At 70.5% G+C, this 12,665-nt stretch carries 12 protein-coding genes; 8 read left to right on the top strand and 4 right to left on the bottom strand.

The genetic code is table 11. The features are described 5' to 3' along the window. The 5 genes from frc (at position 1) to ACIBKY_RS18455 (ending at position 6,250) form a co-directional block, all read left to right on the top strand. Complete coding sequence (gene frc / locus ACIBKY_RS18475; RefSeq protein WP_397097866.1) at positions 1-1,224, top strand: formyl-CoA transferase; 1,224 nt, start codon at positions 1-3, stop codon at positions 1,222-1,224. Further along, on the top strand, positions 1,224-3,338 hold the full coding sequence (locus ACIBKY_RS18470) for an acetate--CoA ligase family protein (RefSeq protein ID WP_397097865.1): 2,115 nt from the start codon (positions 1,224-1,226) through the stop codon (positions 3,336-3,338). The genes frc and ACIBKY_RS18470 overlap by 1 nt, the downstream gene beginning before the upstream one ends. Before the next feature lie 157 nt (positions 3,339-3,495). Then, entirely contained in the window at positions 3,496-4,902 is a 1,407-nt protein-coding gene (locus ACIBKY_RS18465; protein WP_397097864.1) for an Nramp family divalent metal transporter, read from the top strand. Continuing rightward, positions 4,902-5,294 (top strand): hypothetical protein, encoded by a 393-nt coding sequence (locus ACIBKY_RS18460; RefSeq protein WP_397097863.1) that lies wholly within the window; start codon positions 4,902-4,904, stop codon positions 5,292-5,294. The genes ACIBKY_RS18465 and ACIBKY_RS18460 overlap by 1 nt, the downstream gene beginning before the upstream one ends. Beyond that, the gene (locus tag ACIBKY_RS18455) at positions 5,291-6,250 is read left to right on the top strand and encodes a TerC family protein (protein WP_397097862.1); all 960 of its coding nucleotides are present in this window, start codon (positions 5,291-5,293) and stop codon (positions 6,248-6,250) included. The genes ACIBKY_RS18460 and ACIBKY_RS18455 overlap by 4 nt, the downstream gene beginning before the upstream one ends. A gap of 36 nt (positions 6,251-6,286) precedes the next feature. Here the strand turns inward: ACIBKY_RS18455 and ACIBKY_RS18450 are convergent, their stop codons facing one another. The 4 genes from ACIBKY_RS18450 to ACIBKY_RS18435 all read right to left on the bottom strand — a co-directional run bounded on the left by ACIBKY_RS18450 (position 6,287) and on the right by ACIBKY_RS18435 (position 8,852). Beyond that, the gene (locus ACIBKY_RS18450) at positions 6,287-6,574 is read right to left on the bottom strand and encodes a hypothetical protein (protein ID WP_397097861.1); all 288 of its coding nucleotides are present in this window, start codon (positions 6,572-6,574) and stop codon (positions 6,287-6,289) included. A 25-nt stretch (positions 6,575-6,599) separates the two neighbouring features. Beyond that, complete coding sequence (locus ACIBKY_RS18445; RefSeq protein WP_397097860.1) at positions 6,600-6,764, bottom strand: hypothetical protein; 165 nt, start codon at positions 6,762-6,764, stop codon at positions 6,600-6,602. Positions 6,765-6,838: 74 nt separating this feature from the next. Beyond that, entirely contained in the window at positions 6,839-7,567 is a 729-nt protein-coding gene (locus tag ACIBKY_RS18440; protein WP_397097859.1) for a GntR family transcriptional regulator, read from the bottom strand. A 79-nt stretch (positions 7,568-7,646) separates the two neighbouring features. Continuing rightward, entirely contained in the window at positions 7,647-8,852 is a 1,206-nt protein-coding gene (locus ACIBKY_RS18435; RefSeq protein WP_397097858.1) for an MFS transporter, read from the bottom strand. Between the two features lie 90 nt (positions 8,853-8,942). On the opposite strand from ACIBKY_RS18435, the gene sucC reads away from it, so the two are divergent. From sucC to ACIBKY_RS18420, 3 genes are read left to right on the top strand one after another with little or no spacing between them, the layout of a single operon-like run. Next, on the top strand, positions 8,943-10,073 hold the full coding sequence (sucC, locus tag ACIBKY_RS18430; RefSeq protein WP_397097857.1) for an ADP-forming succinate--CoA ligase subunit beta: 1,131 nt from the start codon (positions 8,943-8,945) through the stop codon (positions 10,071-10,073). After that, complete coding sequence (gene sucD / locus ACIBKY_RS18425) at positions 10,073-10,954, top strand: succinate--CoA ligase subunit alpha (RefSeq protein WP_397097856.1); 882 nt, start codon at positions 10,073-10,075, stop codon at positions 10,952-10,954. Before sucC ends, sucD begins: the two co-directional genes overlap by 1 nt. Beyond that, complete coding sequence (locus ACIBKY_RS18420; protein WP_397097855.1) at positions 10,951-12,663, top strand: thiamine pyrophosphate-dependent enzyme; 1,713 nt, start codon at positions 10,951-10,953, stop codon at positions 12,661-12,663. The genes sucD and ACIBKY_RS18420 overlap by 4 nt, the downstream gene beginning before the upstream one ends. Positions 12,664-12,665 lie beyond the last annotated feature (2 nt).

Below are 12,665 nucleotides of genomic sequence, written 5' to 3'. Positions count from 1 at the left end.
ATGAAGGCTCTGGAAGGCGTCCGCGTCCTCGACATGACCCACGTCCAGTCCGGGCCGTCGGCCACCCAGCTGCTCGCCTGGCTCGGCGCCGACGTGGTCAAGCTGGAGGCGCCCACGGGCGACATCACCCGTCAGCAGTTGCGCGACAAACCCGGCGTCGACAGCCTCTACTTCACGATGCTCAACTGCAACAAGCGCAGCATCACCCTCAACATGAAGTCCGAGCGCGGCAAGGAGCTGTTCGCCGAACTGGTGAAGGGCGCCGACATCCTGGTCGAGAACTTCGGGCCCGGCGCGGTCGACCGGATGGGCTTCACCTGGGAGCGCCTGAGCGAGCTCAACCCGCGCCTCATCTACGCCTCGATCAAGGGCTTCGGCGCCGGGAAGTACGCCAAGTTCAAGGCGTACGAGGTGATCGCCCAGGCCATGGGCGGCTCGATGACCACGACGGGCTTCGAGGAGGGGCCGCCGCTGGCCACGGGCGCGCAGATCGGCGACTCGGGCACCGGCGTGCACGTGGTGGCGGGCATCCTCGCCGCCCTGTACCAGCGGGAGGGCACGGGGCGGGGGCAGCGGGTGCAGGTGGCGATGCAGCACGCCGTACTGAATCTGTGCCGGGTGAAGCTGCGTGACCAGCAGCGCCTGGCGCACGGGCCGCTGCGCGAGTACCCGAACAAGAACTTCGGCGACGAGGTGCCACGGTCGGGCAACGCCAGCGGCGGCGGCCAGCCCGGATGGGCGGTGCGCTGCGCGCCCGGCGGCCCCAACGACTACATCTACGTGATCGTCCAGCCGGTCGGCTGGCGGCCGATCGCCGGCATCATCGGCCGTCCCGAGCTGGCCGACGACCCCGAGTGGGCCACTCCGGAGGCCCGGCTGGGCAAGCTCGACAAGATGTTCCAGCTCATCGAGGAGTGGACCATCCGCCACGACAAGTGGTCGGTGCTCGACCGGCTCAACGCCGAGAACGTCCCGTGCGGCCCGATCCTGTCGACCAGGGAGCTCGCGCAGGACGAGAGCCTGCGCGAGGAGGGCATCGTCGTCGCGGTGGAGCACCCGGAGCGGGGCGAGTTCGTCACCGTGGGCAGCCCGCTGCAGCTTTCCGACTCGCCGGTGGACGTGCGCACGCCGCCCCTTCTCGGTGAGCACAACCAGGAGATCTACGGTGCCCTCGGCGTGAGCGCGGGCGAGCTGGCCGAGCTGAAGACGAACGGAGTCATCTGATGTCCGCGAGGGAAGTCATCGAGAAGGCGCTGGCCGAGGGCCGCACGGCCCTGACCGCCCCCGAGGGGAGGATGATCTGCGAGGAGTACGGCATCGCCACCCCCGGCGAGGGCCTGGCCGCCACGGCCGAGGAAGCGGTCGAAATATCAGCAAAAATCGGCTTCCCCGTGGTCTTGAAGATCGTCTCGCCGGACATCCTGCACAAGACCGAGGCCGGCGGCGTGCTCGTGGGACTCAGGACCCCCGAAGAGGTCCGTGAGGGCCACCGGAAGATCGTCGCCGGCGCACTCGCCTACAACCCGGACGCCCAGATCGACGGTGTCCAGGTCCAGCAACTGGTCGGCGGCGGTCACGAGGTCATCGTCGGCGCCGTCACCGACCCCACCTTCGGCAAGGTCGTCGCCTTCGGCCTGGGCGGAGTGCTGGTCGAAGTGCTCAAGGACGTGACCTTCCGCCTGGCCCCCGTCTCGGGTGATGATGCCCTGACGATGCTCGACGACATCAAAGCGGCGGAGGTGCTGCGTGGGGCGCGCGGTGCCGAGCCCGCCGACCGCGCCGCCCTCGCCCAGCTCATCGAGCGCGTCGGCAGGCTGGTCGACGAACACCCCGAGATCGTGGAGATCGACCTCAACCCCGTCTTCGCCAGTGCCTCCGGAGCCGTCGCCGCCGACGTGCGCATCCTCGTCGGCGCCGCGCCCCCGCCGGTCGAACGCCTGCCGAGGGAGCGCATCCTCGCCCAGATGACCCGCATCTTCAAGCCGCGCGCCATCGCCGTCATCGGCGCCTCCGCCGAGCAGGGCAAGATCGGCAACTCGGTCATGCGCAACCTCATCAACGGCGGCTACCAGGGCCAGATCTTCCCGATCAACCCCAAGGCCACCGAGATCATGGGGCTGCCCGCCTACAAGAGCATCGCCGACGTCCCCTACGACGTGGACGTGGCCGTCTTCGCCATCCCCGCCGCCTTCGTGGCCCCCGCGCTGGAGGAGACGGGCAAGAAGGGGGTCGCGGGAGCGATCATGATCCCGTCCGGGTTCGCCGAGACCGGCAACCTCGACGGGCAGCGGGAGATCGTCGAGATCGCGCGCCGGCACGGAGTGCGGATGCTCGGGCCCAACATCTACGGCTACTACTACACGCCGGAGAACCTCTGCGCCACGTTCTGCACGCCGTACGACGTGAAGGGCAGTGTCGCGCTGACCTCGCAGAGCGGCGGCATCGGCATGGCCATCCTGGGCTTCAGCCGTACCACCAAGATGGGCGTCTCGGCGATCGTCGGCGTCGGCAACAAGGCCGACGTGGACGAGGACGACCTGCTCACCTTCTTCGAGCAGGACGACAACACCCGCGCGGTCGCCATGCACCTGGAGGACCTCAAGGACGGGCGGGGCTTCGTCGACGCCGCGCGCAGGGTCGTCAGGAACAAGCCCGTCATCGTGCTCAAGGCCGGGCGTACGGCGATGGGCGCGCGGGCGGCCGGCTCGCACACCGGAGCGCTGGCCGGCGACGACAAGGTCTACGACGACATCCTGCGCCAGGCCGGAGTCGTGCGCGCCCCCGGCCTCAACGACATGCTGGAGTACGCCAGGGCGCTGCCGCTGATGCCCGCCCCGCAGGGGGAGAACGTCGTCATCATCACCGGCGCGGGCGGATCCGGCGTGCTGCTGTCCGACGCGTGCGTGGACGCCGGGCTCACGCTGATGGACATCCCGGCCGACCTGGACGAGGCCTTCCGCGCCCACATCCCGCCCTTCGGGGCCGCGGGCAACCCCATCGACATCACCGGCGGCGAACCGCCGTCGACCTACGAGAACACGGTCAGGCTCGGGCTGTCCGACGAGCGCGTGCACGCGCTGGTCCTCGGGTACTGGCACACGATCGTGACCCCGCCCATGGTCTTCGCCGAACTCCTCGCCCGCGTGGTGGCGGAGGAGCGGGAGAAGGGCAACGTCAAGCCGGTCGTCGCGTCCCTGGCCGGAGACACCGAAGTGGAGGAAGCCTGCGCGTACCTGTTCGACCACGGAGTCATCGCCTACCCGTACACGACTGAGAAGCCGGTGGCCGTGCTCGGCGCGAAGTATCGCTGGGCCAGAGCGGCCGGACTGCTGCGTTAAGAGCCGGACGCGGCAGGCGAGGGGGCACGTCGGGGCAGCCCACAGGAACCAACCTTTCCCCCCAGGAGGTCCTTAGGTGGACACATCCAAACCATCGGCGGCCGCAGCGCCACCGGTTGAGGACGAACGCGTATGGAAAGCGGGCCGGCTGGAGCCGATGCCCATCAGAAAACTGCCCGACGCGCCCCCGTCGGTGCACATTCTCGGGCCGACCGTCTTCCTGGTCGCCCTGGGCGTGGGGATGGGCGAGTCCTACATGTGGCCCAGGCTCGTCCTGCTGTTCGGGCCGGAGATCAGGTGGTTGTTCCTGATCGGCGTCACCCTGCAGGCCGTCGTGATGCTGGAGATGGCGCGGTACGCGATGGCGACGGGGGAGAGCATCTTCTCCGGCGCCGCCCGCGTGTTCAAACCGATCATGTGGTTCTTCTTCGTGACGGCCATCGCCGTCTACATCTGGCCCGGCCACCTGTCGGCGGGCGCGGCGGCCTTCGAGGAGATCACCGGCATCCCCTGGGTGGTCACCGCGGTCATCGGGCTCATCCTGGTCGGGGTGGTCTTCTCCCTGGCCAAGGTGATCTACAACGTGCTGGAGAACCTGCTGTCGGTGCTCATCGGCGTGCTCGTGCTCAGCACCGCGGTCGTCGCGGCGATGGTCGGCTCCTGGAGCGACGTGGTCTCCACGATCACCGGCATGTTCTCCTTCGGCTACCTGCCGCCCGAGGCGCTGTCGGCCGCGTGGTTCCCGGTCATCGTCGGGGCGTGCGCCTTCGCCGGGCCGTCCGGGATGCAGCAGATGTGGTACACGCTGCACCTGCGCGACTCCGGCGCCGGCATGGGCGCGCACATCCCGCGCATCCGCGGCCTGCGCCACGCCGGCGAGGAAGAGGCGATGCCGGCGCGCGGTTTCATGTTCGACACCGACGACCCCGCCGAGATGGCCAAGTGGAAGGGCTGGCGGCGCTGGGTCACCTTCGACGCGCTGCTGTTGTTCTGGGGCGTGACCATGCTGGTCACGATCTCCTTCACGGTCATCGCCCAGGCCGCCGTCCGGCAGAACCCCGGAGTGCGCGCGGTCATCTCCGGCGACGACCGCGAGGTGGCGCTGACCGCCATGTCGAACGCCGTCTCCTCGGCCGGCAGCTCGGTGCTCGGGGTGGTCTTCCTCGGCTTCATCGCGCTGATCGGCCTCAACGCCACGCTCGGGCTGTTCGACTCGTTCTCGCGCGGGCAGGCCGACATGACCTACAACTTCGTGCCCGGCGCCCGTAAGCGGAAGATGTCCCACCTGTACGCGGGCTTCCTCTGGGGCGTGATCATCTTCGGCATCCTGATCCTGCTCTTCGGCCCGGCCGACGGGCCCAGCGGGATCCTGGACACGCTGGCGTTCCTGTCGACGTTCGCCATGGGCGCCTACTGCGTGACGCTGCTGCTGGTCAACAACCGCATGCTGCCCAAGCCGATCCGGCCGAAGTGGTGGACCAACGTGATCGTCGGCTTCGGCGCGGTGTTCTACCTGGGCATGCTCTTCTACAGCCTGTTCGCGTTCGGCGTGGTCGTGGACTGATGGCGATCCGGCACAGCCTCGAACCCGCCCTGCCCGGGGCGGCGATCGGAGCCGTCGCCGGCGTGGCCGCCGGGGGGCTGACCCTGCTCGCGGGGCAGCCTCTCGGACGGGCCGCGCTGTCGGCGCTCGCGCTGGCCGTACCCCTGGCGCTGTGCGGCGGCGCGTACGGCCTGCTCATCGGACGCTGGCTCTTCCGGCCCGGGGCCTTCGCACCTGTCGCCCTGTTCTGGATGGTCGCGTTTCCGATGTCCAGACTCATCCAGGAGAGCCTGGCCGGGGTGGGGATGCGGGACGGTGTCCTGTCGTTCCTTGCCTACCAGGCGATGGTGAGCGTCGGCTTCGCCATCGGCTTCGTGTGGCTGCACGAACGCCTGACCGTGAGGAGACGATGAACCTGCCCATGTGGGTCTGGCTCGCCACGATCGGCGGCTTCGGCCTCATCCTCGCCCTCGACTTCTACCTCGTCGCCCGCAACCCGCGCGAGCCCTCCTTCAAGGAGTGCGTCGGCTGGGTCTCCTTCTACGTCGCCCTCGCCGTGCTGTTCGGCCTCGGGCTGCTGATGTTCTCGGGGCCCGCGCACGGCGGGGAGTTCTTCGCCGGCTGGATCACCGAGTACTCACTCAGCGTCGACAACCTCTTCGTCTTCCTGCTGATCATGAGCAGGTTCCGGGTGCCGCGGCAATACCGGCAGAAGGTGCTGCTCATCGGCATCGTCCTGGCGCTGGTCATGCGCGGCGCCTTCATCGCGGCCGGAGCCGAGGCGGTGACCCGCTTCGACTGGCTCTTCTACGTCTTCGGCGCCTTCCTCGTCTACACCGCGTGGAAGCTGATCGGACACGAGGAGGAGGAAGCGGAGTTCTCCGAGAACATCGCGCTGCGGACGGTACGCCGCGTGCTGCCGGCCACCGACACCTACCACGGCGCCCGCCTGACCGTGCACCACGGCCGCCGCATGGTGACCCCGATGCTCATCGTCATGGTCGCCATCGGGACCACCGACCTGTTGTTCGCCCTGGACTCCATCCCGGCCATCTTCGGCCTGACCAAGGAGCCCTACCTCGTGTTCACCGCCAACGCCTTCGCGCTCATGGGGCTGCGGCAGCTGTTCTTCCTGATCGGCGGACTGCTGGACCGGCTCGTCTACCTGAGCAAGGGGCTGTCGGTGGTGCTGGCGTTCATCGGGGTGAAGCTCATCCTGGAGGCGCTGCACCACGACGGGGTGTCCTGGGCGCCGGAGATTCCGATCCTGGTCTCTCTTGGCGTCATCCTCGGGACGCTCGCCATCACCACCGTGCTCAGCCTGCTGAAGTCCCGTGCCGTCCGGGACAAGGAGCCGGCTGAGCGCTGACACGGCCGCGGGCGGGCGCGGCCGGTTCGCCTGCGGCTACAGGCATTCAGACTTGGCCAGCAGTCTGGCCACCATGTTACTGAGTTCGATCATTGTCGCTTGCGTCTGGGCTTGTTGATCCTTCATGACGCCGAGTGTCTTCTCGATGTTGCCAACCGAGCGTTGAAGAACGCCGATGTCGCCCTTCATCTCGGATATGTCGGCCTTGACGACCGTCATGTCAGCCTTCAGGACCGAGACGTCGGCCTTCAGGTCGGAGATGTCGCTTCGCATCTCCTTGATGTCGGTTTCAACGCTGTCCATGCGTTGTTCGAGGTACGGCATGGAAACAAGGGTACCGGCGGGGCTGTCACGGTCGAGGGGATCTGTGGATGTCGCTCTCGGCTGTCCACAGGCGCAGGTAGCGGTCGGCCTGCTCGGCCGAGTACTGCTTCCTGAGCGCGGCGCTCAGGCCCACGCCGAAGGAGCGTCCGTCTCCGCTCTGGCCCATGGGATCACCGCGGAGAAAGCTCATCAACGCCTTCATCGTCACGTCACCTCCTGTCCGGTGTCATCCTCTGCCCGAGGAGGGGTCTGGTAATCGGCGGGTCAGCCGGTGCGGCGGCGGCGCCGTACCGGCTTGGGGGTGGGTTCGACGGGCTGGCCGGCGCGCGACTCCAGGTAGGAGGCGCGGGTGTGCTCGGTGTGCTCGCGCATGATCTGCGCGGCGGTCGCCTCGTCGCGGGCCTCGATGGCGTCGATGAGCGCGGTGTGCTCCTCCCACGAGGTCATGCCGCGCCGCCTGGCCACGGGCGTGTGGTACCAGCGCACCCGCCTGGCCACCTGGGCGGCCAGCTCGGCCAGCACCTTGTTGCCCGACAGCGCGGTCACGAGCGCGTGGAGCTCGGAGTTGGTGGCGACCGCGCCGTCGACGTCGTCCGACCGCACCGCCGCCACGCCGCGCGCGCACAGGGCGCGCAGTCGCCTCACGCCGTCCTCGCCGGCGTTCTGCGCGGCCAGCCGCGCCGACTCGGTCTCCAGCAGCGTGCGTACGGCGAGCAGCTGGTCGGCCTCTTCGAGGGTCGGCACGTGCACGAAGGCGCCCTGGCCGGGGAAGAGGTCGACCCAGCCTTCGCCGCTGAGCTGCTGGAGCGCCTCGCGCACCGGTTGCCTGGAGACGCCGAGCAGCTCGGCCAGCTCGCTCTCGACCAGGTGCTGACCGGGCTTGAGCTGACCGGAGACGATGAGCTCCTGAATGGCCTCGATGACGCTCTCGCGGAGCGTGGCGGGGCGGGGAATCTTGGCCGCGGTCTGACCGGCCTGATCCGACAGCAACATGTTCGCGGCTCCACTAACGGTTTGTCGTCGACTGCCTACAGCATACAGTTTGCGCTTCTCACCTTTCCGGTGAGCCTCATCACACGGGGATCGTGACCGGCCTGCCGGGCGCGCGCAACCGCCGGGCGGCCAGCGCGGGCAGCCCCGCGCACGCGGCGGCGAGCAGGAGCGCGGGCGCGGCGGACCCGGATAGCGCGAGCCAGCTCAGCGCCACCGCCACCAGCCCGGCCGCGGCCTTGGCGCTGTAGACGACGGGATGGATCGTGCCGGTGCCGGCCTCGCCGAAGTAGTCGCGGACCAGGCTGGCGACCAGCGGGTAGAAGGCCCCGCCGCCCAGGCCCGCCGCCACGGCGCCCGCCCAGAGCCCGACTGAGGTGCCGGTGCCCGCGTGGGCGGCCAGGAGAAGCTGGCCCAGCGCGAGCAGGGTGAGCACGACAGCCAGCACCGCCGTACGGCCCAGCGCCTCCGAGCACCGCATGGCCAGCGCCCTGCCCGCCCCGTTGAGCCCCACCAGGATCGCGACCGCGCCCCAGGCGCCCGACGCGGCCACGATGACCACGTCGGCGATCGAGACCGCGCCCGCGCCCACCAGGATGGCCGCCAGCACCGGCAACGCCCTGGTGCGCAGCGCCTGGGCCAGCGAGAACTCGCGGAGCGCCCCGGGCGTGCGGCGCAGGACGGCGGCGTCCAGCGCGTACGAGCGGGGGTCGACGGTGTCGGGCCACCACAGGGGAGGCGGCATGCGCAGGTACCGGGCGGCGGTGCCGATGACCAGCGCCGCGACGATCCCGGAGGCCAGGAACGCCTGGGGGAGCGTGCCGGGGAACAGGCCGGCCCACAGCAGCATCGGCAGCGCCCCGTAGCCGAAGGCGCCGGTCACCAGGCCGACACGCATGGCGGGGCGTTCCGGGTGCCAGGCGGCGACGGTCTCGCCGCACACGCCGTAGACGATTCCGGCGCCCAGGCCGCCGAGCACGGCGTACACGGTGAGGAAGGGCCAGGAGCCGCCGAGGCCGAGGGCGAGGAGGCCGGAGGTGGTGAGGACGGCGCCCGCGGCGAGCGGCAGGCGGCGGCGCAGCAGGGCTCCGGCCGCCTGGCAGACGATCCACACGCCCAGCGGGATGAGCGCGGCCTGGTCGCGGGTGAGCAGGGCGGCGTAGCCGTACTGGAGCGGGGCTATGGCCGCCATCGAGGCCCAGGCGAGCCAGAACGTGCGCGGACGGTCGGCGGGTACGGGGCCGGGCCGGTACGCGCGGCCGCGCCAGTCGCGAATTGCATTCTCCATACTGTATGGAATATCCACACAATCGGATACTTGTCGAGCCTCTGGACGAGGAATATTCCATACGGTATACCGTCTACAAAGGAGGCTCGCATGGACCTGTACGAGTACCAGGCGAAGGAACTCTTCGGCCGCCACGGCATCCCGGTCCCCCTCGGCGACGTGGCCCGCACCCCCGCCGAGGCCCGCGCGATAGCAGCCGAGATCGGCGCTCCCGTCGTCATCAAGGCCCAGGTGAAGACGGGCGGCAGAGGCAAGGCGGGCGGCATCAGGGCCGCGCCGGGGCCGCGGGCCGCCGAGGAGGAGGCCGGGCGCGTCCTCGGGATGGACATCAAGGGACACCTCACCCGCGCCGTGCTCGTGGAGGTGGCCACGGTGCCCTTCGAGGAGTACTACGCCGCCTTCCTCGTCGACCGGGCGGCCGGGTCGTTCCTGGCGATGGTGTCGGCGCAGGGCGGCATGGAGATCGAAGAGCTGGCGGAGCGCGACCCCGGCGCGCTGGTCAGGCTGGCGATCGACCCGGCCGTGGGCGTGGACGCCGGTGTCGCCCAGCAGCTCGTGGCCAAGGCGGGCCTGCCCGAGGCGGCCGCGGCCACGCTGCAGCGGCTCTGGGACGTCATGGTGACGGAGGACGCCCTGCTGGTCGAGGTCAACCCGCTCATCCTCACCACCGACCAGCGGATCGTGGCGCTCGACGGCAAGGTCACCCTGGACGACAACGCCGCGTTCCGGCACGAGCGCGTCCCCGAGGAGCTGACCGGCAGCCTGGAGGACCGCGCCCGCGAGAAAGGGCTCAACTACGTCAAGCTGGACGGCCGCGTGGGCGTGATCGGCAACGGAGCCGGGCTGGTCATGAGCACGCTCGACGTCGTCGCCGGGGCCGGCGCCGACCCGGCGAACTTCCTCGACATCGGCGGCGGCGCCTCCGCCCAGGTCATGGCCGACGGACTGGAGATCATCCTGTCCGACCCGGACGTGCGCTCGGTGCTGGTCAACGTCTTCGGCGGCATCACCACCTGCGACGCGGTGGCCACGGGCATCGTCACCGCGCTGGAACTGCTGGGCGAACGCGGCCGGGCCCGGCCCATCGTGGTCCGGCTGGACGGCAACAACGCCGAGGTCGGCCGGCGCATCCTCAGCGACGCCCGGCACCCGGCGGTCCGGCAGGTGCCCACCATGGACGGCGCCGCCCAGCTGGCGGCCAGACTCGCGGCAGGTGCGTGATGGCGATCTTCCTGACCAAGGACAGCCGCGTGCTGGTCCAGGGCATGACCGGTTCCGAAGGCGCCCGGCACACCTCGCGCATGCTGGCCGCGGGAACCAACGTGGTGGCCGGGGTGACGCCCGGCAAGGGCGGGCGCACGGTCGACTTCGGCGAGCGTACGGTCCCGGTCTTCGGCTCGGTCGCCGAGGCCGTGGGCGAGACCGGCGCCGACGTGTCGGTCGTCTTCGTGCCGCCGCGCTTCACCGGCGCGGCGGTGGAGGAGACGGTGGCGGCGGCGGTGCCGCTGTGCGTGGTGATCACCGAGGGCGTGCCCGTGCACGACGCGATCAGGTTCCGCGCCCTGGCCCGCGGCGGCGGTACCCGCGTCATCGGCCCCAACTGCCCCGGCCTGATCAGCCCCGGCCAGTCGTCGGCCGGGATCATTCCCGCCGACATCACCGCCGCCGGGCGCATCGGCCTGGTCTCCAAGTCGGGCACGCTCACCTACCAGCTCATGTACGAGCTGCGCGACCTGGGCTTCTCCACCGCGGTCGGGATCGGCGGCGACCCGGTCATCGGCACGACGCACATCGACTGCCTCCAGGCGTTCCAGGACGATCCCGGCACCGACGCGATCGTCATGATCGGCGAGATCGGCGGCGACGCCGAGGAGCGGGCCGCCGCCTACATCTCCGCGAACATCACCAAACCGGTCGTCGCCTACGTCGCCGGCTTCACCGCCCCGGAGGGCAGGACGATGGGCCACGCCGGCGCGATCGTCTCCGGTTCGTCGGGTACCGCGCAGGCCAAGAAGGAGGCGCTGGAGGCGGCCGGCGTGCGGGTCGGGCGTACCCCGTCGGAGACCGCGCGGCTCCTGCGGTCGGCGCCGGCCGTGACATGAAGCGCGTCCCCTGTGCGGAGGCGGTGGTCGCGGTGCTGGAGTCGGAGGGCGTGAACACCGTCTTCGGCGCCCCGGGCGCCGCCGTCCTGCCCCTGTACGCCGCCCTCCGCCAAAGCTCCATCCGGCACGTCGCGGTACGCCACGAGGTGGGCGGCACCCACGCCGCCGACGGCTGGGCCAGGGCGACGGGCGACGCCGGCGTCTGCGCCGGCACCTCGGGCACCACGATGGCCGCGGGTCTCCACGCCGCGCTGGCCGACTCCGTCCCGATGATCTGCGTCACCGGCCGGGCCGCCACCACCAAGCCCCACCGGGAGGTATTCCAGGCGGCCGACACCCTGGAGGTCGCCAGGCCCGTCACCAAATGGGCCGTCCAGGTCAAGGAGCCCGCCCAGGCGCCGTGGGTCTTCCGCGAGGCGTTCAGGGTCGCCCGTTCCGGGCGGCCCGGCCCGGTCCTCATCGAACTGCCCATCGACGTGCAGCGCGGCACGTGCCGCCACGACCGCGCGCTGGACGCGCCGCTGCCGGTCGCGGTCCCGCGCCCGCTGCCGCAGGTCGTGCGCGCGGCCGTCGACATGGTGTGTACGGCCAAGCGGCCCCTCATCCTGGCCGGAGGCGGGGTCGTCGCCGCCGGGGCCTGCGGCGAACTGCTCGAACTCGCCGAACACCTCCAGATCCCCGTCCAGGTCACGCTCATGGGCAAGGGCGCCTTCCCTGAGGACCACCCCCTGTTCGCCGGCATGGCCGGGACCCAGACGCAGACCCGCTGGGGCAACGCCGCGTTCCTGGCCGGCGACCTGGTGCTCGCCGTCGGCGCCCGCTTCGGCGACCGGCACACCGGCGACCTGGACGTCTACCGCAAGGGCCGGCGCTTCATCCACGTCGACATCGATCCCACCCAGTTCGGCAGGGTCTTCGAGCCGGACTTAGGGGTGTCCGGGCATGCCAGGCCCGTATTGGCTGAGATGGTGGCGGAGGCGCGCAGCCGTACGGCGGCCCTGCAACCCGGCAAGTGGGTGCGCAGGGTCGGCGAGCTGCGCCGCACGATGACACGCCGCGACGACTTCGACGACGTGCCGATCAAGCCGCCCCGCGTGTTCAGGGAGATGAACGACTTCTACCCGCGCGACACCACGTTCGTCACCGCGATCGGGCTCCACCAGATCTGGTCGGGTCAGTTCCAGACCACCTACCTGCCCCGCCGCTACCTCGTGTGCGGGCAGGCGGGGCCGCCGGGCTGGGAGGTGCCCGCCGCGATCGGCGTCACGTGCGCCCATCCCGAACGACAGGTCGTCGCGGTCGTCGGCGACCACTCATTCCCGTCCGTGATGGAGGAGGTCGCGGTGGCGGCGCGGTACCGGATCCCGTTCGTCATCGTGATGATCGACAACGAGTGCCTCGGGCTGATCGGGCAGGCGGAGCTCCCGTACGACCTGAACGACGCCGTGGACCTCCCCCACGGCGAAGGCGGCGTCGACCACGTCAAGGCGATGGAGTCCTTCGGCTGCCCGGCCCGCCGGGTCGAACGGCCGGGCGACATCCGGGACGCCCTGGCCTGGGCGTCCGCCGAGGCGGCGCACAAGCGGCTGCCCGTGCTGGTGGAGGTCATGGTCGAGCGGGAGGCCAAAGCGGCCATGGGCCCCGCGCTCGACGCGATCAAGGAGTTCGAGCCCCTGCCCGAGCTCGTCACCGTCGACTGGTCGGACTAGGA

The organism is Nonomuraea sp. NPDC050394, assembly GCF_044459065.1.
GTDB lineage: Bacteria > Actinomycetota > Actinomycetes > Streptosporangiales > Streptosporangiaceae > Nonomuraea.
The sequence above is the reverse complement of the archived record's forward strand: the minus strand, read 5'-3'. Positions and strand labels throughout refer to the sequence as shown.